Annotated in this window: 13 protein-coding genes and 6 pseudogenes; all 19 read right to left on the reverse strand. The window is 44.5% G+C overall.

Annotated features, from left to right (window positions below):
* Window positions 1-148: 148 nt before the first annotated feature.
* The 19 genes and pseudogenes from L0M13_RS10990 to dxr all read right to left on the reverse strand — a co-directional run bounded on the left by L0M13_RS10990 (window position 149) and on the right by dxr (window position 25,837).
* Window positions 149-2,471, reverse strand: a pseudogene (locus L0M13_RS10990) (DNA translocase FtsK).
* A gap of 167 nt (window positions 2,472-2,638) precedes the next feature.
* Window positions 2,639-4,306, reverse strand: coding sequence for a ribonuclease J (locus L0M13_RS10995; RefSeq protein ID WP_235196556.1), 1,668 nt, complete (start codon window positions 4,304-4,306; stop codon window positions 2,639-2,641).
* Between the two features lie 133 nt (window positions 4,307-4,439).
* A complete protein-coding gene (locus L0M13_RS11000; protein WP_260107364.1) occupies window positions 4,440-5,474 on the reverse strand; it encodes an aspartate-semialdehyde dehydrogenase in 1,035 nt (344 codons plus the stop codon).
* Between the two features lie 86 nt (window positions 5,475-5,560).
* Window positions 5,561-6,787 (reverse strand): M16 family metallopeptidase, encoded by a 1,227-nt coding sequence (locus L0M13_RS11005; RefSeq protein WP_235196557.1) that lies wholly within the window; start codon window positions 6,785-6,787, stop codon window positions 5,561-5,563.
* Window positions 6,788-6,971: 184 nt separating this feature from the next.
* Window positions 6,972-9,085 (reverse strand): annotated as a pseudogene (gene pnp / locus L0M13_RS11010) (polyribonucleotide nucleotidyltransferase).
* Window positions 9,086-9,235: 150 nt separating this feature from the next.
* Complete coding sequence (gene rpsO / locus L0M13_RS11015) at window positions 9,236-9,505, reverse strand: 30S ribosomal protein S15 (RefSeq protein ID WP_052651293.1); 270 nt, start codon at window positions 9,503-9,505, stop codon at window positions 9,236-9,238.
* Between the two features lie 137 nt (window positions 9,506-9,642).
* Window positions 9,643-10,593 (reverse strand): riboflavin biosynthesis protein RibF, encoded by a 951-nt coding sequence (gene ribF, locus L0M13_RS11020; protein ID WP_235196558.1) that lies wholly within the window; start codon window positions 10,591-10,593, stop codon window positions 9,643-9,645.
* 1 nt (window position 10,594) lies between these two features.
* The gene (truB, locus tag L0M13_RS11025; RefSeq protein WP_311195557.1) at window positions 10,595-11,524 is read right to left on the reverse strand and encodes a tRNA pseudouridine(55) synthase TruB; all 930 of its coding nucleotides are present in this window, start codon (window positions 11,522-11,524) and stop codon (window positions 10,595-10,597) included.
* 177 nt (window positions 11,525-11,701) lie between these two features.
* Window positions 11,702-12,055 (reverse strand): 30S ribosome-binding factor RbfA, encoded by a 354-nt coding sequence (rbfA, locus tag L0M13_RS11030; protein WP_235196559.1) that lies wholly within the window; start codon window positions 12,053-12,055, stop codon window positions 11,702-11,704.
* 18 nt (window positions 12,056-12,073) lie between these two features.
* Window positions 12,074-12,352 carry a DUF503 domain-containing protein gene (locus L0M13_RS11035; RefSeq protein ID WP_235196560.1) on the reverse strand — a complete coding sequence of 93 codons (279 nt, stop codon included), beginning with the start codon at window positions 12,350-12,352 and terminating at the stop codon, window positions 12,074-12,076.
* Window positions 12,349-14,660 (reverse strand): annotated as a pseudogene (infB, locus tag L0M13_RS11040) (translation initiation factor IF-2). Before infB ends, L0M13_RS11035 begins: the two are co-directional and overlap by 4 nt.
* Window positions 14,661-14,664: 4 nt before the next feature.
* Window positions 14,665-14,982, reverse strand: coding sequence for a YlxQ family RNA-binding protein (locus tag L0M13_RS11045; protein WP_235196561.1), 318 nt, complete (start codon window positions 14,980-14,982; stop codon window positions 14,665-14,667).
* Complete coding sequence (gene rnpM / locus L0M13_RS11050; RefSeq protein WP_235196562.1) at window positions 14,982-15,263, reverse strand: RNase P modulator RnpM; 282 nt, start codon at window positions 15,261-15,263, stop codon at window positions 14,982-14,984. Before rnpM ends, L0M13_RS11045 begins: the two co-directional genes overlap by 1 nt.
* Before the next feature lie 20 nt (window positions 15,264-15,283).
* A pseudogene (nusA, locus tag L0M13_RS11055) lies at window positions 15,284-16,440 on the reverse strand (transcription termination factor NusA).
* Window positions 16,441-16,464: 24 nt separating this feature from the next.
* Window positions 16,465-16,949: pseudogene (gene rimP, locus L0M13_RS11060) on the reverse strand (ribosome maturation factor RimP).
* Window positions 16,950-17,073: 124 nt separating this feature from the next.
* A pseudogene (locus L0M13_RS11065) lies at window positions 17,074-21,379 on the reverse strand (PolC-type DNA polymerase III).
* A 268-nt stretch (window positions 21,380-21,647) separates the two neighbouring features.
* Window positions 21,648-23,351, reverse strand: a complete 1,704-nt coding sequence (locus tag L0M13_RS11070) for a proline--tRNA ligase (protein WP_235196564.1) — start codon at window positions 23,349-23,351, stop codon at window positions 21,648-21,650.
* Window positions 23,352-23,389: 38 nt separating this feature from the next.
* Window positions 23,390-24,649 (reverse strand): RIP metalloprotease RseP, encoded by a 1,260-nt coding sequence (gene rseP / locus L0M13_RS11075; RefSeq protein WP_235196566.1) that lies wholly within the window; start codon window positions 24,647-24,649, stop codon window positions 23,390-23,392.
* A gap of 42 nt (window positions 24,650-24,691) precedes the next feature.
* On the reverse strand, window positions 24,692-25,837 hold the full coding sequence (gene dxr, locus L0M13_RS11080; RefSeq protein WP_235196567.1) for a 1-deoxy-D-xylulose-5-phosphate reductoisomerase: 1,146 nt from the start codon (window positions 25,835-25,837) through the stop codon (window positions 24,692-24,694).
* Window positions 25,838-25,852: the final 15 nt, after the last annotated feature.

A 25,852-nucleotide genomic window follows, 5' to 3' on the forward strand; every position in this document is an offset into this window, starting at 1 on the left:
ACATCTGATGTAAAACATTCCTACTAATCAAAATTACTATAACACTTATTCTAAACGAAATAAATAGTCTTTTGTCGAATTTCGCGAATTTTCATTGCAAATATTTCATTCAATGTAATCAGATTGTCACAAAAGTTCTGATATTTCCTTAATATTCCTCCTGCTTTGGAACTAAAACAGTTCGCGGTTTGCTGCCTTCATAAGGTCCGACAACCCCGCGCTGTTCCATCTGGTCAATGATTCGAGCCGCTCTTGAATAGCCGACTCGGAATCGCCGCTGCAGCATGGAAACCGAAGCTGTCTGCATTTCTGAAACCAATTGAACGGCCTCGTCATAAATTTCATCTGTCTCGTCGTCAATCGCCGTTTCTTCAATCTCGGATGGAATCATGTCTTCCTGGTATTGGGCTTTCTGCTGTTCAATGGCAAAATCCACCACTTTTTCGACTTCCGAATCCGACAAGAATGCCCCTTGTACCCGAACCGGTTTTGATTGACCAGCTCCTAGGAACAGCATATCTCCTCGTCCAAGCAATTTTTCTGCTCCGCCCATATCCAAAATTGTCCGGGAGTCAATCGCAGAAGAAACCGCAAAAGCAATTCGAGAAGGAATATTGGCTTTAATGACTCCTGTAATAACGTTGACGCTTGGGCGTTGTGTGGCGATAATCAAATGGATTCCTGCCGCACGTGCCATCTGCGCCAAACGAGTGATCGCGTCTTCTACCTCATTGGAGGCAACCATCATCAAATCCGCTAACTCGTCGACAATGACGACGATGAATGGAAGTTTCGGATGCTTCTCTTCGTTCTCCTCATTGAAAATGCGTACATAATCGTTATAGCCTTCAATATTGCGCGTTCCGGTATGCGAGAACAATTCATAGCGCCGCTCCATTTCGGAAACGATTTTTTTCAACGCTTGAGCCGCTTTACGGGGATCCGTCACAACCGGCGCCAATAGATGGGGAATGCCGTTATAGACGTTCAGCTCCACCATTTTTCGGGTCAATCATCATCATTTTCACTTCATGCGGCTTTGCACGCATAATGATGCTGGTGATGATGCCGTTGATGCAGACAGACTTACCGCTCCCTGTAGAACCTGCTACTAATAAATGGGGCATTTTATTCAGTTGCGTCATTACGGCTTGTCCAGTTACATCACGGCCAAGGCCAAAGAGCAACTTCGCATCCGGCTTGTTATTTTCTTCTGATTCCAGCACTTCACGCAAACTGACAATGGCCACTTCCGAATTCGGCACTTCGATGCCGATGGCCGACTTTCCAGGGATTGGCGCTTCAATGCGGATATCCCGGGCTGCAAGAGCAAGTGCCAAATCATCGTGCAGACTGACAATCTTGCTTACTTTTACGCCTGTGTCCGGAAGCACTTCATATTTTGTCACAGCGGGCCCTAAATGGACTTGCGTCACTTTTGCGCGCACCCCGAAGCTTTGGAAGGTTTTTTCAAGCTTCTTGGCGTTTTTCTGGATGCCTGCATATTCGCCGCTTTGGTCGCTGTGCGGCGGCAAGGTCAACAAATCGATCGGCGGAAGCTGGTATTCTTCATTTTCCATTTCTTCATGCGTAGACATGAGTTTAACTTCCCCGTCATCTGAACTTTCCAGTTCCGGTTCAACCGGAGCCGCTTCAACTTTTTTCGGTTTTACATTTTCAGTAAATGCTGAAATGATCGGTTCTTCATGTACATCGGGGTAAACCGTTTCTTCGTCGTCGTATTCAAGCGCGTCATCGACTTCAATGACCTGTTCCGCCTGTTCTGTATCTTCCAGTTTGGCCGCTTTTTTCCGCGGCGCTGCGATGCGCTTCGTTTTTGGCTGTTTCAAGCGAACCAATAAGCCGTCAATTACCGGGCGCATGCTTGGGATTTTTTCTGCAATATAAGGTGCAGCAGTTTTCCCTGTTAAAATGATTGCTCCAATCGAAAGAAGAAGGATGGCAATAATCCATGTTCCGGCTGTATCAAACAATACATGGAACAGTGCATATAAGAAACCGCCGAATAAACCGGCGCCGCTGGCATCATAGCTTTGCCAAATCGAACCCGTCAATTGGGTGGACTTAATCGTTTCGGCTATCACATTGTTGGAAGTGAGCGGCAAAATGGAACCTGCTGCATAGACCAAGTGGCAAATCAACGCAATGCCCGTCAAAATGAACAGCGAACTAACTGCCGTCTTCAGCTTTGGCTTCGGCCATCTTCGACGTACCATGACGTGGATAGCTGTGAAGAGCAAAGCCAGCGGTATAAGAAACGCTAAGTTGCCCATTAAAAGTTCTGCCGTATTTAAAAGCATTTTTCCGATGATTCCTAATTGAAATGCCATAAGTACCGAAAGTACAATTAATAGCAAACCGATGACTTCATAGCCAATAGGAGGAAACTGCTGTTTTTTCTTCGATGCCGGTTTTTTCTTTTTCTTGTTTCTTGCTGGAGTCCGCGGCATTTTGATCCCTCATTTCCTTCATTTTTAAGAAAAGCGCAATCTCTTTATCAAGGTTTCAAACCCGACTGAGAGCCGTAAATTCATTTGCGCCTTATCTTATTTCGTAAGCATTGAAAAAGGATTTCCACCGTGTCAGACGGTTTGGAAATCCTTTCACTTTTACTCTCTTAATATTCCATAATAATCGGGATGATCATTGGGCGGCGCTTTGTCTGTTGGAATAAATAAGAATTCAATGTGTCGCGAATTTCCTGTTTAATATTATTCCATTCAAAAGCATCTTTAATGACGTACTTCTCGACTACTTTCCGTACTAACTGTGTAGATTCTTCCATTAATTGTTCTGATTCGCGGACATAGACGAATCCTCTTGAAATCATTTCTGGCCCTGAAGCAATTTTCTTTTCTTTGCGGTTCAAGGTCACAACAACGATGAAAATCCCGTCTTGCGACAATAATTTGCGGTCGCGAAGGACAATATTGCCGACGTCTCCGATTCCAATGCCGTCAATCAGTACATTCCCGGCAGTAACGCGCCCACTCATCCGTACTTTTCCATCTTTGTATTCGACGATATCGCCTTTATCTGCAATGAAAATATCCGATTTGTGCATGCCGACTTGCTGGGCCAATTTAGAATGTGCAATTAACATTTTGTATTCACCTTGGATGGGGATGAAATATTTTGGTTTCATCATGTTAAGCATCATTTTTAAATCTTCTTGGCTGCCGTGTCCGGATACGTGGACTTTCTTGCTGGACGTTAAAACATTCGCGCCGGCTTTCGCCAATTTATTCATTGTTTGGAACATCGGCACTTCCATGCCTGGAGATGGTGTAAATGTAATTAAAACGGTATCCGTCTCTTTGATCTTCACATCTTTATGCTGTTTGCGGACCATTTTATCCAATGCCTCTAGAGGTTCGCCCTGATTCCCTGTTACAATGATGACCACTTCTTCATCATTGTAGTTTTCAAGGTCTTTCAATGAAATGACCGTGTCTTCATGGACTGTCAAATAGCCTAATCGCAATCCTACTTCATAGCTGCTTTCCAAGCTTTTCCCAGCAACTGCAACTTTTTTGCCTGTCGCATGCGCTGTATCGAAAACTTGTTGGATCCGTATGAAGTTCGATGAATACAAGGAAACGAGAATGCGCCCTTGAGCTGCGATAAACGCAGACAGCAAATGATCTGCAATGACCGTTTCAGAAGTCGTATAGCCTGGGCGTTCCGCTTCTGTGGAATCAGAAAGAAGCATCAAGACGCCGTCTTCACCAAGTTTCGCCATTTTCGCGATATCTGGCTTGTAGCTGCCTTTAGCCGACTGATCAAATTTGAATTCCCCGGTATGGACGATTGCACCTTCAGATGTATGGAAGACAATTCCTAAAGCATCCGGGATACTGTGCGTTGTATGGAAAAACGTCACATGGGTTTTATCGAAATTCATCCGGCTCTTGTTCGTTACTTCGAAGAACTTCACTTGTTTTAATGAACCCTGTTCTTTCACATGCTCTTTGGCTAATGCGATCGTCAATTTAGATCCATAAACAGGAGCCTGTACTTTTTTCAGCAAGTAAGCGATTGAACCGATAGCATCTTCATGCCCGTGAGTCAGGAAAATCCCTTTTACGCGGTCTTTATTTTCTTCTAAAAACGTAATATCCGGAATAACGATATCGATGCCCAGCATTTCATCTTCCGGGAACATCAATCCGCTGTCTACGACAAATAGATCTTCATCAATTTCAATGACATACATCGCTTTTCCGATTTCGCTGACTCCGCCGAGCGGAATAACTCTGATTACTTCATTTTTAACTTTACTCAAATTATTTCCTCCTAAAATTCACCCGTACACATCCATAGACTTTATTATACGGGAATCACTGGTAACAGTCCAAAGAAAAAAATAAACCGAACGGCTGTCCGGTTTATATTCCCCCTATTTTTCTAAAGTAACCTTAGATGATTTCCTGTTCAATCATCGATTCGGCAATTTGAACCGAGTTTAAGGCTGCCCCTTTAATCAAGTTATCGGCAACTACCCATAAATGGAATCCGCGCAGGTTATCCAAGTCTTGGCGCACTCTTCCAACAAACACTTCGTCTTTGCCGGCAGCCATTAGCGGCATCGGGTAAACCTGGTTGGAAGGATCGTCCAGCAATACGACGCCAGGCGCCTCGGCCAAAGCTTTTTTCACTTCGTCAATTGTCGGTGCACCGGATAGTTCGACGTAAACGGATTCGGAGTGGCCTGTCACAACTGGTAAACGGACGCACGTAGCAGCTACTGATAAGTCAGCGTCATGCATGATCTTTTTCGTTTCGTTGATCATTTTCATTTCTTCAAATGTATAGCCATTGTCCGTAAACTGATCGATCTGCGGAATCGCATTGAAAGCGATCGGGAAATGCCGTTCGGCTGATTTTACCGGCAAGACTTTTGCTTCTGCATTCGGTGCATTTTCAAAGTCTGCAGCTTGGCTTTTCAACTCATTGATTGCTGCTAGCCCAGCACCAGAAACGGCTTGATACGTCGATACCACCACTTTTTTAAGACCATATTGCTCTTTTAATGGCTGCAGCGCGCAGACCATTTGGATGGTGGAGCAATTCGGGTTCGCAATAATGCCCTTATGTAAAGTTAAATCTTCTTTATTCACTTCCGGCACTACAAGCGGCACTTCTTTATCCATCCGAAAAGCGCTTGTATTATCAATGACGACCGCTCCGCGCTTCACTGCTTCCGGGGCAAACTTTTCAGAAATGCTTCCGCCGGCACTGAAAAGTGCAATATCGATTTCTTCGAAAGATTCCGGGACCGCTTCCTGGATGATATGTGTTTTTCCATTAAATTCGATTTCTTGGCCTGCTGAACGACTAGATGCTAAAAATACAATCTCTTTTACCGGGAAATTCCTTTTTTCCAGTTGTTCTTTCATCTGTTGTCCAACTGCTCCTGAGGCTCCCATAATTGCTACATTATATGTTTTCACAAAATTCGCTCCTTATTCATTGATTGGCGTTATTGTACCATAATTCACCCTGATAAAGCAGTGAATTCCAAACAAAAAATGCTTCCTTAAGTTAAGGAAGCATTTTTGGCACGTATGATCGAAATGGCAGGATTCTCAGTCAATAAACTCATCAAGTTTTGGACTTTATCAGTAGTCACTTGTTCAATCAACTGGATAATTTCTTTATGGGATTGATGCCTTTGCAATAATAATTCATTTTTCCCGTTGCGGCTCATCCGGGAGGAAGTGCTTTCCAAACCAAGAATGACATTGCCTTTCAACTGCTCTTTTGTATCTTCGACTTCTTCACGAGTCAGACCGTCCGCTTTAATTGCTGCCAGTGTATCTAAAATCACTTCCTGCAACTCCGGCATCTGTTCATTTGAAGTGCCGCCGTAAATCGCTAAGGCTCCATGGTCAGAATAAGCGGAATGGTAGCTATAGATGGAATACGCAAGCCCCCGCTCCTCCCGGATTTCCTGGAATAGGCGCGAGGACATGGAACCGCCAATGACATTATTCAATACCGCCAAATTGAAAATATCAGGATGCTGCATCGATAATCCCGGATACCCTAGACAAAGATGGCCTTGTTCGGTCTCTTTATTTTTAAATGAGTGGCCGGCAGTAAAATCGGGCAGCACGTAATTTTTCGGCAGATTCGTTCTGTTAAATCCACCGAATAGCTTCTCGATCAATCGGATCAATTCCGGCGTAATGTTCCCTGCTACCGAAATCACCGTATTTTGAGGAGTGTAATGGCGTTCCATGAAATCTTCGATCTTTTCTTTTGTGAAACTTTGCAGCGTCTGGACAGTGCCGAGAATCGGCGCACCGATTGAATGTCGCGGATACATGACTTTCCACAATTGCTCATGGACATCGTCATCCGGCATATCTTCGGTCATGCTGATTTCTTCCAAAACAACTTGCCGCTCTTTCTCAATCTCAACCGGATCCATTTTCGAATTGAAAAACATATCCGCGAGCACTGTCACCGCAAGTTCTGCATGATGGTCAAGCACTTTTGCGTAGTAGCACGTGTATTCTTTTGATGTATAGGCATTCATGTCTCCGCCAATGCGGTCAAATTCCCGGGCAATCTGCTTTGCAGACCGTGTTTCAGTTCCTTTGAACAGCATATGTTCAATGAAATGCGTCAATCCATTTTCTTCTGGCAGTTCATCTCTCGAACCGGCATTCACAAAAACCCCGACGGCCACTGAACGAAAATGCGGAATCTTTTCAGAAACGATCCGAAGCCCGTTTCCGCATACATGTGTATTTACCAAATTTAATTTCCCCCTCAGTTAAAAAAAGCGAAAGCGCTCTCTATACCGTATAGCTTAAAATTAAACTCACAGCTTTAAAATCCTGAGCGCTGATGCTTGGATGCATCCTCGAATGCTTCCATTCTTAACTATGCTGTCATTTGAAAAAAATTGCCAACATATGTTGGCAATTTTTTTTGAGTACTTATTGATTTTCTTTTTCAGCTGCTTCTTTTTCTTCTTTCAAGACCACTTTGCGAGAAAGGTTGACGCGTCCTTGACGGTCGATTTCAATGACTTTCACTTTAACAACTTGGTCCATTTTCAGGACATCTTCAACTTCCTTCGTCCGTTCTTCCTGAATTTCAGAAATGTGAAGAAGTCCGTCTTTGCCAGGGAATAGTTCGACAAAAGCACCGAATTTCTCAATTCGCTTCACTTTGCCTTCATAGTATTCTCCGACTTTCGCTTCACGTACAATATTTTCGATCATTGCTTTAGCTTTTGCGTTCATTTCTTCATCTACAGAAGAAATGAAGATTGTGCCGTCTTGCTCCGTATCAATCTTAACGCCAGTTTCATCAATGATTTTGTTGATGACTTTACCGCCAGGTCCGATAACATCGCGGATCTTATCAGGATTGATCTTAACCATGATAATTTTCGGTGCGTACTTAGAAAGCGTCGTTCTTGGTTCAGCAATTGTCGCAAGCATCGATTCCAGGATGTGAATCCGTCCGATTTGCGCTTGTGTCAACGCTTCTTCCAAAATTTCGCGGATAAGCCGTCAATTTTAATATCCATCTGAAGCGCTGTGATCCCTTTTGCTGTGCCGGCCACTTTAAAGTCCATATCGCCAAGATGGTCTTCCATCCCTTGGATATCCGAAAGAACTGTATAGTTGTCGCCTTTTTTCACAAGGCCCATTGCAATACCCGCAACCGGAGCTTTTAAAGGTACACCTGCATCCATCATCGCAAGCGTTGATGCACAGATACTTGCTTGGGAAGTAGAACCGTTTGATTCCAATACTTCCGCAACAAGGCGGATTGTGTATGGGAAATCTTTTTCGTTCGGAATGACCGCTTCAAGCGCACGTTCGCCAAGTGCCCCGTGTCCGATTTCACGGCGTCCCGGCCCGCGAAGGAATCCAGTTTCACCTACTGAGAACAACGGGAAGTTGTAATGGTGCATAAAGCGTTTTGTATCTTCGATGCCAAGGCCGTCGATGATTTGAACATCACCTAAAGCGCCTAACGTACAAATGCTCATTGCTTGGGTTTGTCCACGTGTGAATAATCCAGAACCGTGTGTACGGTTCAAGATGCCCACTTCAGAAGATAATGGGCGGATTTCAGAAGGTGTACGGCCATCCGGACGGATTTTTTCGTCCGTGATCAGGCGGCGCACTTCGTCTTTGACCATTTTATCAAGAATTTGGCCGGCTTGTTTCTTAACAGCCTCATCCGATTCTTCATAAGCAGCTAAAGCGCGAGCTTTCACTTCATCAATCGCTTCGTTGCGCGCTTGTTTTTCATTGATTTGGACTGCTGCATTCATTTCAGCTTCCACCGCTTCTTTAAGTGTAGCCGTCAATTCTGCATCCAATTCATAAAGCTGGATTTCCGTTTTTTCTTTGCCGACTTCTGCAGCAATCTGTTCTTGGAAAGCGATCAATTTCTTGATTTCTTCGTGGCCGAACATGATAGCTTCTAGAATAACGTCTTCTGAAACTTCTTTCGCTCCAGCTTCTACCATATTAATGGCATCTTTCGTACCGGCAACTGTCAAGTTGATCGAGCTTTGCTCAAGCTGTTCGTTTGTCGGGTTGATGATGTATTCGCCATCGATTAAACCGACGATGACACCTGCAATCGGTCCATCGAACGGAATATCCGAGATCATCAATGACAGCGAAGAACCGAACATAGCAGCCATTTCTGACGGGCAGTCCTGATCAACTGACATCACCATCGAAATCACTTGGACTTCGTTGCGGAAACCGTCTGGGAATAGCGGACGGATTGGACGGTCGATTAAACGGCTTGTCAAGGTCGCTTTTTCAGAAGGACGCCCTTCACGCTTAATGAATCCACCCGGTATTTTGCCGACTGCGTATAAACGCTCTTCATAGTTTACAGTCAATGGGAAGAAATCTAATGGTTTTGGCGTTTTTGATGCCGTTGCAGTAGAAAGCACTGCTGTATCGCCGTAACGGATTAAAGCAGCTCCGTTTGCTTGTTTTGCCAATTGGCCAACTTCAACTTGCAATTCGCGGCCGGCCCAATCGAATGAATAGACTTTTTTCGTTTGCTCCATAATCGAGCTCCTCTCTCTTACAATGTTTCACTATATGTATCCAATAGTCGTGTATCTAGTGTATCAAAAATCCATTCGGAGTGCGATTGAATGAGATAAATTTTATCCATAAAGAAAAAGCGGGACGAATCCCGCTTTTACTAATTGCTATTATCGGCGTAAGCCTAATTTTGAGATTAACTCGCGGTAGCGTGCTACATCGTTCTCGCGCAAGTATTTAAGCAAGTTACGACGGCGACCTACCATTTTGAATAGACCACGACGTGAGTGATGATCTTTCTTGTGAGTACGCAAGTGCTCGTTCAAGTTGTTGATGTCTTCTGTAAGAATGGCGATTTGAATTTCTGCAGACCCAGTATCTGTGTCATGCACTTTGTATTCATTGATCAATTCATTTTTACGTTCTTGAGTGATTGCCATACTGTTTCCACCTCCTAATTTCTAATATCCCCAATTACTGAGCAAACGTTGGTGATTCGATTTGCCAAGCAACGGTTCGTACGTTTTCAGTACTTTTAAATGATAGCATAAGACATTTCCAAAATCAACTCTGCGTCTTATTTCTCCTCGGCAAAGTATTCGATTGCCGTTTCTTTGTCTTTCTGGATTTGCGCCTTCAGCTCGTCGATGCCCGAGAATTTCTGTTCATCGCGGATGCGCAGCAGCCAGTCCACATCTACCATCTCGCCATAGATATTTTTATCGAAATCGATGATGTAAACTTCGATGGTATTTTTCTTAATATCAGGATTATTGAAAGTGGGTTTATAGCCTACATTGCATACGCCGTTGTAAAATTGGCCCTGCACTTGAATCCTTACTGCATAAACGCCGCGGCCGGGCACAAAAGTGCCGATTTCCGGTTCCACGTTGGCTGTCGGAAATCCGATTGTTCTTCCGCGCTTATCCCCGTTTACAACCGTTCCGGAAATTCGGTACGGCCGACCAAGGAGGCCGCTCACTTCTTTAACATCTCCTGTTTTCAATAAGCTGCGGATGCGGGTGGAACTGATCTTTTCTTCAGCTTCCACTTGCTTTTCGATTGTCGTAACAGCAAAAAAACCTTCGCCTTTTTGTTGCATCGTCTCCATATTGCCTTTTCCTTTGCTGCCAAATGAATAATCAAACCCGGCAGCGACATGGACCACATTCAAACCTTTAATGAAATGGTCAATAAATTCATCGGGGCTTAATTGCGCAAAATCCGATGTAAACCGGACAATAAAGCAAATATCCACGTTCATTGACTCAAGGATTTCCATTTTCTTTTGCAGCGGCGTGATATAAAAAACTTCTTCTTTTCTGCCGCCGAGAACCACGGAAGGATGCGGATCGAATGTCATGACCGCTGATTTGATGTTCAATTTTTTTGCTTGGGCAATCGCTTCCCCAATTACGCGCTGATGCCCTCTATGTACGCCGTCAAAAAATCCAAGCGCGAGTGATATGGGACCGAATGGCGCATCCGGCTCAATATGATTTGGATAACTTAAATGAATTATTTCCATCTTACACCTCATCCATCTTCGGATAACCGAACATTTTTTCAGGCTTCATTTTGTCCGCTTTTTCCGGGTGGCGCTTGTAAAGTGCCAGCGGCTCGCCGCCTACGGTGAAAACAAGGAATTCATGTTCTTCCATTAACGGATGGCGGTTTAGAACTTGACCATTTTTAACTGCAAAAAGATCTTTAGGATCGATTTCAAAAAACGGAAAGTTGCTAAGCCCGTAACTTAACGGTTTCAAAATTGTGCCGATAGCTCCATTTTGAGCAAGTTCCTCCACTTCGGCAAGTGTTTTGCAATCTCTCACATCAAATTTTCCGGAAGCCGTCCGCGTAAGTTTCGACATATGTGCCGGATAACCTAGCTTTTCCCCTATCTGAACTGCCAGAGTCCGGATGTATGTCCCTTTACCGCATTGGATGCGAATGGAGAATTTCAGCTCTTGGCCGCTCCACTGCTCATCTTCATCAAGCAGTTCAATAGAGTCGATGCGGACGATGCGTTTTGGCCGCTCGACAGGAATGCCTTGACGTGCGTATTCATAGAGTTTTTTGCCATTCACTTTCACAGCAGAATACATGGGTGGAATTTGTGTAATCTCTCCTGTTAAGGCTTCTAGTGCTTCAAGTAATTGCTTTCGCGTCAAAACCTTATCTGAAGGGTCTGATTCTACGAGCGCTCCGGTAGCATCTTCTGTTTCTGTCGAAAAGCCGATTGTCACTTCCGCTTTATATGTTTTGCCTTGATCCGTGATGTATTCAGCCACTTTAGTGGCTCTGCCGATGCAGATTGGCAAGACGCCATCGACTTCAGGATCCAATGTTCCTGTATGTCCTACTTTTTTTGTTTTCAGGATTTTTCTTAATTTGAAGACGCAATCGTGTGACGTCATGCCTTTTTCTTTCCATAATGGAAGCACTCCGTTAATAGCCATTACTTGCCAACCCCTTTTTCAATATGTATAAAAAAAGCCTGCTTATCTATAGTAGACAGCAGGCTTTTACTAAGCTTAGGCGGTCAAACCCTTCCATATCCTCTATGGAAGAAGCGGCCGCCGGCAAAGTTGAACTTGCACTGATTTACTGCAATGCAATGGAAATCAATGAAATCCTTATTGGTCTTCTTTTGGTTCTTTAATATCACGCAAAAGTGAATCGATCCGATTTCCGTAAGCAACAGAAGTATCGAATTCAAAAGCTAGTTCAGGCGTTTTGCGCAAACGGATCCGTTGGCCAATTTCCGACCGAATAAACCCTTTTGACTTAGACAGCCCGAGCAAAGTCTGTTCTTTTGTTTTTTCATCACCTAGCACACTGATATATACGGTCGCTTGCTGCAAGTCTCCCGTTACTTCAACATCGGTTACAGTAACAAATCCGATTCTCGGGTCTTTCAATTTACGGCCGATGATATCGCTAAGCTCTTTTTTCATTTGCTCGCCTACACGATTTGAGCGCATTGTCATTGATTATTCACCTCGTTCTCACAAATATTCTTGATGAACTTCAAGACATTCCCATGCAGGATTGCTTTCCAAATAATAGAGCACTTGCGCCATTTCTTTATCTGCCACTTCTTTCGATGAAGAAACGGTGACAAAGGCCAGGCGCGTGCGCTGCCAGACATTTTGGTGGTCAATCTCTGCCGCTGAAACGTTGAATTTCTGCTTGGAACGGGTCAGCATGCTTTTTAATACTGCCCGTTTTTCTTTCAATGAATGCGCAACAGGAATGAAGAATTCACATTCCATGTAGAGGATCATTTACGTTCGATTTCTTCCATTACGAAGGCTTCAATAATGTCATTTTCTTTTACATCATTAAAGTTTTTAATCGTGATCCCGCATTCGTAGCCTTTAGCTACTTCTTTAGCATCGTCTTTAAATCGTTTCAATGTATCGATTTCACCTTCGAAAACGACAATTCCTTCACGAATGACACGCACACCGCTATCACGTGTAATCTTGCCTTCAATTACATAGCTTCCGGCAATCGTTCCGACTTTAGAAACTTTGAACGTGCTGCGGACTTCTGCTTGGCCGATGACTTTTTCTTCAAACTCGGGGTCAAGCAAGCCTTTCATTGCAAATTCAATTTCTTCAATTACTTTATAAATGATACGGTGCAAGCGAATATCTACGCCTTCTGCTTCTGCCGCACGTTTCGCATTTACATCTGGACGGACGTTAAATCCGATTACGATTGCGTTTGAAGCAGCTGCGAGTGAAATATCGGATTCGGTAATCGCACCAGCGCCAGTATGGATGATTTTCACATTTACGCCTTCAACATCGATTTTCATAAGAGAAGCAGCCATCGCTTCAACTGCACCTTGAACGTCAGCTTTAACAATGAGGTTCAATTCTTTCATTTCCCCTTGTTTCAACTGGTCAAACAAATTGTCGAGGGTAACACGTGTTTTTTCAGAACGCTGCACTTGAAGCGCAGAAGTTGCACGGGTTTCACCGACTTGGCGAGCCGTTTTCTCATCTTCAAACACAACAAAACGATCTCCTGCTTGAGGCACATCGTTCAATCCCGTAATTTCAACTGGGGTTGACGGGCCGGCATCTTTTACGCGGCGGCCAATATCATTGACCATTGCACGGACGCGTCCGTAAGTATTGCCGACAACAATCGGATCTCCTACGTTCAACGTACCATCTTGAACAAGCAAAGTAGCGACAGAACCGCGGCCTTTATCAAGTTCCGCTTCAATTACTGTACCGATAGCGCGGCGAGCTGGATTGGCTTTTAATTCCCCTACTTCAGAAACAAGCAAGATCATTTCTAAAAGTGTATCGATTCCTTCGCCTTTTAAAGCAGAAATCGGCACAAAAATTGTATCTCCGCCCCAAGCTTCAGGGACTAAACCGTGCTCTGTCAATTCCTGCATAACGCGGTCAGGGTTAGCGCTTGGCTTATCCATTTTATTGACGGCAATGATGATTGGCACTTCTGCAGCTTTTGCATGGTTGATCGCTTCTACAGTCTGCGGCATTACTCCATCATCTGCAGCTACTACGATAATTGCAAGGTCAGTCACTTTCGCTCCCGCGCCCGCATTGTTGTAAACGCTGCGTGGCCTGGAGTATCAAGGAACGTAATTTTCTTGCCATTTTCCACAACTTGGTATGCACCGATATGCTGTGTGATTCCGCCGGCTTCGCCTGCAGTCACTTTTGTATGGCGGATTGAATCCAGTAAAGTTGTTTTACCATGGTCAACGTGGCCCATGATTGTGACAACTGGCGGACGCTCTTCATTCAAGGTTTCATCTTCTGCTTCGAAGTAAACTTCCAAGTCAGATTTATCAACGATGATTTCTTCTTCCACTTCCACTTCATATTCTGCACAGATCAATTCGATTGCATCTTTATCCAGCTCTTGGTTGATGGTCGCCATAACTCCAAGCATGAATAATTTTTTAATGATTTCAGAAGGCTCACGCCCTAATTTTTTCGCTAATTCACCAACTGTCAACGATTCAGAGAACGTAATTTTAGCTGGCAATTCTTTTTCTTTCTTAGGCATAGGCGGCATCGGATTTACTGGACGCTGCTGCTTTCCTTTATTGCGGTTGCGGTTTCCACCGCCGCCTGGACGGTTTGAATTGCGCTGTCCTGGACCCGCAGTCGGTTTTGCAGCTTTCGGCGTAAAGTTCGAGCCGGATTTTGCTGGCGCTGCCGGGCGTTGGCCATTTCCTTGTGAACGGGACTGCCCTTGGCTTGGTGAAGCTGGACGGGATTGCCCTTGCCCTGATGGACGGTTTTGTCCTTGTCCAGCCGGACGGGATTGACCCTGTCCTGATGGACGCGAACTGTTTTGTCCACCTTGTGGACGAGAACCTTGTCCGCCTTGCGGACTTTTTTGAGCGTGCTGTTGGCGCATTTGCGTTTGCTGTCCTTGCACAGATTTCTTATAAATGCCGTCCAATTTTGAAACAGCATTGTCCTCTAATGTAGCCATATGGTTGGCAACTTCAATATTTAGCTTTGATAACTGGTCAATAATCTCTTTTGTCGGTTTATCTACTTTTTTAGCGTATTCATGTACTCGAATTTTGGTCATCTGCTCACCCCCGGTTTTTTTCATCGAACAAGCTTATCAGTTTTTTAGCAAATCCTGAATCAGTGATCGCGATCACAACTCGTTCTTCTTTGCCGATTGCATGTCCAAGTTCGAAACGTGTTCCGAATACTCGAATCTCGACATCATACGATTTGCATTTGTCATGCAATTTCTTACTCGTATTATCTGAAGCATCTTCAGACAATATGATTAATTTTGCGTTTCCATTGCGAACTTCGTTTACAGCCATTTCCTCACCAGTGGTGGTCATGCGCGCACGAGTCGCCAATCCTAATAATTGCAGGATTTTTTGATCATTCATTATTTCTTCAACTGCTCTCTGAGGACAACGCGAATTAATTCGTCGTAAATTTCAGCTGGAACTTTAACTTCCAATTGATTGTCCAATACTTTCTTTTTCTGCGCCAAGGCGATTGCATCTTCCGATTTGGAAACATACGCGCCCCGGCCTGATTTCTTGCCCGTCAAGTCGACAAACACTTCGCCTTCTTTTGTACGGACAACTCGGATCATTTCTTTTTTAGGATGCATCTCGCCTGTAGCTACACACTTCCGAAGTGGAATTTTCTTTTGCAGAGCCAACCGACATCACCTTTTCTTTCTTATTCTTCTTCGTTGTAGAAATCGAAATCGTCCAATTCTTCTCCAGATTCGACCAACTCGATTGATGAGTTTTCATTCGGATAAATTCCCATTTCACGGGCATCCGTTTCACTCTTGATATCAATTTTCCAACCCGTCAATTTAGCAGCTAAACGTGCGTTTTGACCGCGCTTGCCAATTGCTAGTGAAAGCTGGTAATCCGGCACGACAACTGTTGTCGATTTTTCATCTTCATTGACTTGAACATCTAGAACTTTTGAAGGGCTAAGCGCATTCGCAACAAATACAACTGGCTCTTCCGACCATTCCACGATATCGATTTTTTCTCCGCTTAGTTCATTGACAATGGTTTGAACGCGTGCGCCTTTTGCTCCGACACACGAACCTACTGGATCGATGTCTTCACGGTGTGCGACAACAGAGATTTTCGAACGGTCTCCGCTTCGCGTGCGATCGATTTGATTTCGACAATTCCTTCAAAAATTTCCGGAACTTCGTTTTCAAACAAACGGCGAAGAAGGCCTGGATGTGTACGGGAAACGAACACTTGCGGTCCCCGTGTCGTGCGCTCGACTTTAGTGATGTAAACTTTGATGCGGTCATGAGGCTGGTAAGACTCATTCGGCATTTGTTCAGTCTGAGGAAGCACGGCTTCCACTTTTCCAAGACCCACATAAAGATTGCGTGCGTCCGTCCGCTCTACAATTCCGTTAACGATATCATCAGCACGGTCAACGAATTCTTCGAAAATCAAACCACGTTCCGCTTCGCGCACGCGTTGCGTCACAACTTGCTTCGCTGTTTGGGCAGCAATGCGGCCAAAATCACGAGGCGTCACTTCTTCCTCTACAACATCGCCAAGTTCGTAAGCTGGATTGATCGCTTTTGCATCTTCAAGCGAAATGTGAAGACGTTCATCTTCCACTTCTTCCATAACATCTTTGCGCGAATAGACGAGCATTGTACCGGTGCCCAAATTCAAATCTACACGAACGTTTTGTGCTTGGTTGAAATTACGCTTATACGCTGTTACTAAAGCAGCTTCAATCGCTTCAATCAGCACTTCTCTAGAAATCCCTTTTTGCTTTTCCAAAGCATCCAATGCTTCTAGCAGCTCATTGCTGCTGTTCTTGCTTGTTTTCTTGCTCTTAGCCATTAGTCAATTCACTCCCAAGTTTCTTCAATCAGGTTTCACAGAAAAGTCAATTGCCAGACGGATTACTGCAATTTTTTCCCGTGGAATCGCAATTGTTTTTCTGCGTGTTTTGATTTTAATTTCAATTTCTACTTGTTCCTCATTATACGATAGCAAATATCCTTCAAATTCTTTCGCGTCTTCAATCGGTTCATAGGTTTTAATGTAGATGAATTTTCCCGGGCATTATCGAAGTCCTTGTCTTTTTTCAACGGACGTTCAGCTCCTGGAGAAGAAACTTCCAGGAAATAATTTTGCTCGATCGGATCGATTTCATCTAAGATTTCACTTAATTTTTCGCTGACCACTGCACATTGCTCAATATCAATCGGCGCTTCCGGATTATCTACAAACACCCGTAAAAACCAGCTGCGGCCTTCTTTTACAAATTCCACATCAACGAGTTCCAAATTCAGTTCTTCGATGATGGGCAAAGCCAGTTGTTCAATTTGTTCTGTAATTTTGCTCATACGTGCCTCCTGCCAAATTTATGCCATAACAACAGAAAAGAGCGGGAGATCCCACTCTTCTGCGACAGAGCTATCAGTAAATGTTATTACAATAATACCATAATTATCGGAATGGTGCAAACGCCTAGAAGAGCGACAACTGGTTGGCATCAGGCATTCCTTCAAGGCACCCGTGGTCGTCCATGTATTCGATGATGGTTTTCGACACACGCCCGCTGTTGAAGATCTTCTTTTGATAAGAATGTCCCATGTTCCCGAGCGGCAACAATTGATTTGGCCGCATTGGTTCCAAGTCCTGGAATGGCATTGAACGGGGGAATCAAGGAAGTTCCGTCGATGATGAATTCATCCGCTTTCGATTTATACAAATCGACTTTCTGGAAAGTAAATCCGCGTTCCACCATTTCGAGTGCGAGTTCCATTACCGTCATCAAGTTCTTCTCTTTCGTCGATGCCTCTAAGCCTTTTGAATTGATTTCCTCTACCCGTGCGCGGATAGAGGAAGAACCTTTCGCCATGGCGTTGACATCAAAATCTTCAGCACGCACCGTGAAGTACGCTGCGTAATAAAGGATCGGGAAATGCACTTTGAAATAAGCGATCCGGACAGCCATTAAAACATAAGCTGCAGCGTGAGCTTTCGGGAACATGTATTTGATCTTTTTACACGATTCAATATACCAGTTCGGCACGCCTTCTTTTTTCATCGCTTCTTCCATTTCCGGCGTCAGCCCTTTACCTTTACGGACCGATTCCATAATTTTAAAAGCGAGCGATGATTCAAGCCCTTGATAAATCAAATAAACCATAATATCATCCCGGCAGCCAATTACATCCGATAATTGGCATGTCCCGTTTTGAATCAGCTCTTGTGCATTACTGAGCCAAACATCTGTCCCATGCGATAGTCCGGAAATCTGAACCAATTCCGAAAACGTCGTCGGCTTTGTTTCTTCGAGCATTTGGCGAACGAAACGCGTACCAAATTCCGGAATGCCGAGCGTCCCGGTTTTACAGCCGATTTGCTTTTCGGTAACGCCAAGCGATTCTACGCCCGAAAAGATTTTCATCACTTCGGGATCATCTGTCGGAATCGTTTTTGGATCTATCCCCGACAAATCTTGCAGCATCCGGATAACAGTCGGATCATCGTGTCCCAGAATATCAAGCTTCAGCAAATTATCATGGATCGAATGGAAGTCGAAATGCGTCGTTTTCCATTCGGAATCCTGTGCATCTGCGGGAAACTGGATCGGAGAGAAATCGTATATATCCATATAGTCCGGAACAACAATAATCCCGCCTGGGTGCTGTCCTGTACTTCGCTTAACGCCTGAACACCCTTGGACGAGCCGATCGATTTCTGCGCCGCGAAGCGTCATGTCACGGTCATTGGCATAGCCGCGGACGTAACCGTAAGCCGTTTTTTCTGCGACCGTACCAATTGTACCCGCACGGAATACATTGTCTTCCCCGAACAATTCTTTTGTGTAGTTGTGGGCTCGTGCCTGGTAGTCACCACTAAAGTTCAAATCGATATCGGGAACTTTATCCCCTTTAAATCCAAGGAAAGTTTCAAATGGGATATCCTGCCCCTCTTTTTGGAAAGGGATGTTGCAGTCCGGACAAAGTTTGTCCGGCAAATCAAAGCCAGATCCGACGGAACCGTCATCAAAGAATTCCGATTTCTGGCATTTCGAACAAATATAATGAGGCGGCAATGGATTGACTTCCGTAATCTCCGTGAGCGTCGCAACCAGCGACGATCCGACCGATCCACGGGAACCTACCAAATACCCGTCATCCAAAGATTTTTTCACCAGTTTATGCGAGATCAAATAGATGACCGCAAAACCGTGTCCGATAATGGATTTCAACTCTTTTTCAATTCGGGCTTCTACAATTTCAGGCAGCTTCTCTCCGTAGATTTTATGGGCCATATTATAGCTTAATTCACGGACTTCTTCATCTGCCCCTTCAATTTTCGGTGTATACAAATCATCTTTGATCGGTTTGACCGTATCAATCATATCCGCAATTTTATTCGAATTGCCCACGACGATTTCATGGGCTGTTTCTGCACCAAGAAATTCAAAAGCATCCAGCATTTCATTGGTTGTACGGAAATGGACTTTCGGCAATTTATGGCGATTCAGCGGATTGGCCCCGCCTTGGGAACCAATCAATACTTGTCTGAAAATCGCATCGTTTTCATTTAAATAATGGACGTTGCCTGTTGCAACGAGCGGAATTTCCAGCTTTTTGCTGACCTTCACTAGTTTGCGGATGACATCTTCCAGATTCCACTCATCCCGGATCAATTCACGTTCGATCAAATGTGAGTAGACTTCTTTCGGATGGACTTCTAAATAATCATAGAACTTCGCTGTCTGCTCTACTTCTTCCATGGATTTCTGCATAACCGCTTCAAATACTTCCCCTTTGTCGCAGCCAGAGCCGACGAGCAGGCCTTTTCGGTGGCGCTGCAGCAAAGAACGCGGGATGCGCGGTACGCGGTAGAAATAATCGATATGTGAAGCGGATACTAATTTGAACAGGTTTTTCAAGCCTTCATCATTTTGGGCAAGCAAGGTGCAATGCGTCGGCCGGGAGCGTTTATAAGAATCCCCGCCGCCCACGTAATCATTGAGCTCATCGTGATAAAGAATCCCTTTTTGGTGAGCTTCTTTCAACAGATGCGTCAGTAGATATGATGTCGCTTCCGTATCGTAGATTGCCCGGTGATGCTGGGTTAACTCGATGCCGAATTTTTTTGCCAGCGTATTCAACCGGTGATTTTTCAATTCGGGATGCAGCATACGGGCGAGTTCCAAAGTATCGATTGTAGCATGCTTTGTATCAATGCCGTATTTTTTATAGCTGACGTATAGGAAACCCATATCAAATGAAGCATTATGGGCAACCATGATATGATCGCCGGCCCACTCATGGTAATTGCGGATGACTTCCTCGACTTCAGGTGCATTTTTCACCATATCATCCGTGATGCCGGTCAAGTCGATGGTCGTTGCTGACAATTCATGATGCGGATTGGCGAAGCTCTCGAATTTATCAATAATCTGTCCGCCTTTGATCTTTACAGCCGCGAGTTCAATGATTGTATCGTAAACAGCCGAGAGACCTGTCGTTTCCAAGTCAAAGACCACAAAGGTTTCGTCTTCTAAAAGCGCATGGCGTTCCTCGTAGGCAATCGGCACACCATCGTCGACTAGATTGGCTTCCAGCCCGAAAATCGCCTTAATGCCATGCTTTTTGCTTGCTGCGTATGCATCCGGGAAAGATTGGACACCTGCATGATCCGTGATAGCAATTGCAGGATGTCCCCATTTAGCCGCTTGCGCCACCAGGGAATCAACAGATGAAACAGCATCCATTGCACTCATCGGCGTATGCAGGTGCAATTCCACACGTTTTTCTTCAGCGGTATCTTTCCGGAAATCCGGTTTGATTTCTGCCATATCCTGTGCCATCATGACCAAATCGCGCACGAATGTATCCATTTGGATTGAACCGCGTGCTCTCAGCCACATGCCCTTTTTCAGGCTGGCCATTAACGCTGCATCTTCCTTGTCGCGTGAGAACATCTTCACAAGGATTGAATCGGTATAATCGGTCATTTTGACTGTCAATAGCGAACGGCCGCTTCGAAGTTCACGGACTTCCACATCAAAGACATAGCCTTCGATGGTAACTCGACGTTCTTCATCGACGATTGACTTGATCTCTGAAATGGTTTCATCCGGTTTGATCGCCGTACCCATTTGGAATGGCCCCGTAGGCACTCCGTTATCAACCCGATCCGTTTCTCTTTTCTTCATATCGGCGAGTGCTTTTTTCGCCATTTCTTCTTCTTCGATTTTACGCTGTTCCATAAAGGCGAGGTGAGCAGCTTCCTGATCGCCTTCTGCCAATTGGAAATCGATGCCGATGCGTGGAAAACCGAATTGCTGGTATACGGAAACCAATTTTTCGGTGTATTTGGATTTCAATGCCATCATTTCATGCTCATGGCTGCAGCAAAGCATCAGCTTTGAGCCGCTCCATTCCGGAACTTGAGACAATAGCTGATCTCGTAAAGGCGGTGCCATGTCGGAAAATTCTTCAACGACATATCTCCAGTACTCCATTACCAAATCACCGTCTGCATTAGCGGTTTCACTTTCAATGGTTAATTGGATACTGGCAATGCTTGAAAACGTTGTATGCAGCCGCTCTTTCAATAATAGGAATAATTCAAGCGGCAATACTTGTTTGACTTTGATCAAAAACCGCCATGTCCGCTCTTTCTTATGGACGGTCATCCGAGTCAATTCCGCCTCCTCAAAATATGGCATATGTACATCTTCTATTAGGTCGAGATGCTGAAGAAGTAGCTTGAAGCGCATCTTTGAATCTTGCTGGTTTGTCATAACTATCCCCTTCGTCAAAATGTATTCCCATGATCTATAAGGTGAGTCTTTTATATATGCTGATTTCCCGGAAAACCTCTGCTTTCAGGAATGTTTTCCAGTATCGTGTTCTTACTGAATCCATGTTGCTCATTGGTTAATTGTTAACCGTAGCCTTAAGGCGGTTAGCGAAAAAACCGCTCAAGAAACTGAAATTTCATTATTTAGGATAAAAATAAAGAAAGGAAAGTACAATTGTACTTTCCTTTAATCATATCAGATTTAACGATTATTTTTTAAAGAATTGCTGCACTTGTTCCAATAATTCTTCGCGTTTCCACTCGAATGTCTCACCAGTACGGCGATCCTTCACTTCTAAAATTCCTTCTGCCGCTTTCTTGCCGATCGTTACGCGAAGAGGTATACCGATTAAATCGGCGTCTGCAAATTTTACACCGGCACGCTCGTTGCGGTCATCCAGCAGCACTTCATAACGATTCGACTTCAGCAGTTCGTGCAATTCTTCCCCAAGCGTACGCTGCGTTTCATCCTTCATATTGACAGGGACAAGGTGGACTTCATACGGTGCTACCGCATCCGGCCAAGTAAAGCCGTTGTCGTCTTGGAATTGTTCAGCAATTGCAGCCACTACGCGCGATACTCCGATGCCGTAGCATCCCATAATATAAGGCGTCGCTCTGCCTTGGTCATTTAAGAATGTCGCTTTCATATCTTCACTGTATCGCGTTCCCAGTTTGAAGATATGACCCACTTCAATTCCTTTTGCAAAACGGATCGTGCCTTGGCCGTCCGGCGACAAATCGCCTTCTTGGACAAAGCGGAGATCTGCATATGCTTCAACAGCAAAATCTTTTTCTGGATTTACATTGATGTAATGGAAGCCTTCTTCGTTCGCTCCAGTTATCCCGTTTACAATCGATTTCACTGCCTTGTCTGCAAACACACGAATCGAATCCGGCAATTGGACCGGTCCGAGAGAACCGATTTCACAGTTCAACAATTCTTTCACTTCTTCTGGCGTCGCCATTTCGACGACCGTTGCACCTGTTGCATGTTTCACTTTCACATCATTGATTTCGTGGTCGCCGCGTGACAGTACAACAACAAAATCTTCATCTGCTTTGAAAACCAACGTTTTGATGCATTTTTCTGGAGAGGTGTTTAAGAAAGCTGATACTTCCGCAATCGTTTTCTGGTCTGGAGTCGGCACTTTTTCCATTTCTTTCGGAGCTTCTTCCGATTTCGGATAGTCCATGTTCACTGCCGCCATTTCGATATTCGCTGCATAAGACGATGAATCCGAATAAGCAATCGTATCTTCTCCGATTTCTGAAAGAACCATGAATTCATGGTTGTCTTTCCCGCCGATCGCACCGGAATCCGCAATCACTGCACGGAAATTCAAACCAAGACGCGTAAAGATATTCGTATAAGCCTGCATCATTACATCATACGTCTCATCAAGGCTTTCTTTCGTTGCATGGAACGAATACGCATCTTTCATCAAGAATTCACGGCCGCGAAGCAAACCGAAGCGCGGACGTTTTTCGTCGCGGAATTTTGATTGAATTTGGAAAAGGTTCAATGGCAATTTTTTATAGGACTTGATTTCGTCGCGCAATAAACTTGTGATGACTTCTTCATGGGTTGCGCCCAATGCAAATTCACGGTTATTACGATCAGTCAATCTCATCAATTCGTCGCCGTATGAATACCAGCGGCCTGTTTCCTGCCATAGCTCGGCTTGCTGCAAAGCCGGAAGAAAGACTTCCACACTGTTTGCTGCTTCCATCTCTTCGCGGATAATCGTTTCCACTTTTTGCAGAACTCGCTTGCCCATCGGCAAGAATGAATAGATTCCGCTTGTGTTTTGGCGGATAAAGCCCGCTCTTAATAATAGTTGATGCGATTTCACATCGGCATCTGCTGGCGTTTCTCTTAATGTAGGGATAAAAGTTGCTGATTGTTTCATTCCAAAATACACCTCAACTGACTATGAATTTTTACTCTTTAAAAGAAGAACTTCTGAATATCGTTCCAAGTAACCACGATCATCAATAGCATGAGGAGCATGATCCCGACAAAATGGACCATCCCTTCTTTCTGGCGGTCTACCGGCTTTCCTCTCAATGCTTCAAGGATAAAGAACATCAATCGGCCACCGTCTAATGCCGGCAGCGGAAGCAAGTTCATGATCCCTAAGTTTATGCTGAGCATCCCTGCCCAGCTCATCAATGTGAAAATACCGTATTTCGCTACTTCTTCTGTCGTTTTGTAAATGCCGACTGGCCCTGATAACGCATCAATCGTGAATTGTCCGGTTACAAGCATCCCAAGCAAGCGGAAAATCTCCTGGAACCAGAACACGGTACGATCCGCTCCATAAACGAAGGAGCCTAAAAAGTCCTTTTCAAATGGGCTTTGGTATAAAACGCCGATCACTCCGATTTTTTCCGGAGACTGCTCGGAAACTTCCGGCGTGATTGTGAAATTCAGCATCTCTTCGCCGCGCTCTACTTGGAATGGCAATGGATTTCCTGCATTATCCTGGACAATTGCTACTAATTCATCCCAATTCGCAATCGCTTTTCCGTCGATATTCGTTACTAAATCACCGTTTTGCATGCCCGCTTCAGCAGCTGGGCTGTCTTCAGTCACTTCCGTAATGATCGGTTCGTTTGTTGGAATACCCTGCATCATTCCGAGTGCTGAAAAAATGAAGAATGCCAAGATAAAGTTAAATAGCGGACCTGCAAAGATTGTCATAAAGCGATGTCCGATGCTCTTCGAATCGAATTGGCGGTCATATGGCGCCAAAATGGTTTCTTTGCCATTTTCTTCGACTACCGCATCCCGGGCAACTTCGATACGGACGAACTTCTCTTCTTCATCGTATCCTTTAATATAAAGATCTTTTTCCAAGTCTGCTTCTTCGACTTCAAGCAATAAAATATCCGGATACATCGTTTTCTGATTCATGATGATTTTTTCGGCTTTGCCTTCTGAATTGAGCAAAACTCCAATCCGGTGCCCTGCTTGAATTTGGATCGTATCCAAATCTTCCCCTGCCATACGGACATAGCCGCCTATCGGCAACAGCCGAACCGTATAAATGGTTTCACCTTTGGTGATGCCAAGAATTTTAGGACCCATGCCAATCGCAAATTCCCGTACTAGTATTCCTGCACGTTTCGCAAAGAGGAAATGCCCCAATTCGTGAAAAAATACTAAAGCGCCGAAAATTATGATAAACGCTAATACTGTCTCCATATAAACCCATCCTTATAAACCGTATTCGGTTTTAATCTTTAGCTATTTTAGCATGTTTTTAACGGATTTTCTTGTTTCAGCATCGACGTGCAGGATCGTTTCCAAATCGGGTACAGAAATAACTTCATGATTGTGCATCGCGCGCTCAATCAGCTCTTCGATTTGAAGAAACTTGATTTCTTCATTCAAGAACATCGCCACAGCTTGTTCATTCGCTGCATTTAATACAGTGGTCATCGTGCCGCCCGTTTTCCCTGCTTCAAAAGCAAGTTTCAGCGCATGGAAACGCTCATAGTCCATTTCACGGAAATGCAATTTCCCAAGTTCAGCAAGATTCAAGCGCTTCGCTTGTGGACGTGGCAAACGATCCGGGTAGGATAAGGCATATTGGATGGGCACTCTCATATCGGGCGTTCCTAGTTGGGCAATGACGCTTGTGTCTTGAAATTCCACCATGGAATGGATGATGCTTTCCCGGTGCAGCAAGACATCAATATCTTCGTACGGAAAATCGAATAGTACGTGGGCTTCGATTACTTCCAGCCCTTTATTGATCATCGTCGCTGAATCGATGGTGATTTTTGCTCCCATTGACCAATTCGGATGGTTTAGCGCTTCTTTGACTGTGACATTTTTCAGCTCTTCACGTGTCGAATCGCGGAAACTTCCGCCGGAAGCCGTTAAAATCAAGCGGCTGGCCTGTTCTCTTTTTTCCCCGTTCAACGCCTGGAATAATGCAGAATGTTCACTATCCACCGGCAATACGTCAGCTCCGTATTTTTTTGCACTGTCCAAGACGAGATGTCCGGCAGTAACCAATGTTTCTTTATTGGCGATGGCAATGGTGCGCCCCAGTTTTATAGCTTCCAATGTCGGTTCCAATCCAACACTGCCAATAACTGCATTGACCAGCACATCCGCATCGTATGTAGCCGTCTCGATTAATCCCGCATGGCCAAAGACAAACGAGACGCCAGGATATTCTCTTCTAAGTTCATTTGCATCTTCTTCTCTCTGTACACAAACAATTTCAGGTCGAAATTCTTGAATGAGTTTTTTGACCACGTTAATATTTTTGCCCGCAGAAAATCCTCGCAATGTGAATTCTGTATGATGCTCTCTAATTATGTCAGCTGTTTGCATACCGATCGAGCCGGTCGCTCCCAATAAAATGATATTTTTACCCATTCAAATAATTCCTTT

This window comes from Planococcus sp. 107-1, from assembly GCF_021513255.1.
Lineage (GTDB): Bacteria > Bacillota > Bacilli > Bacillales_A > Planococcaceae > Planococcus.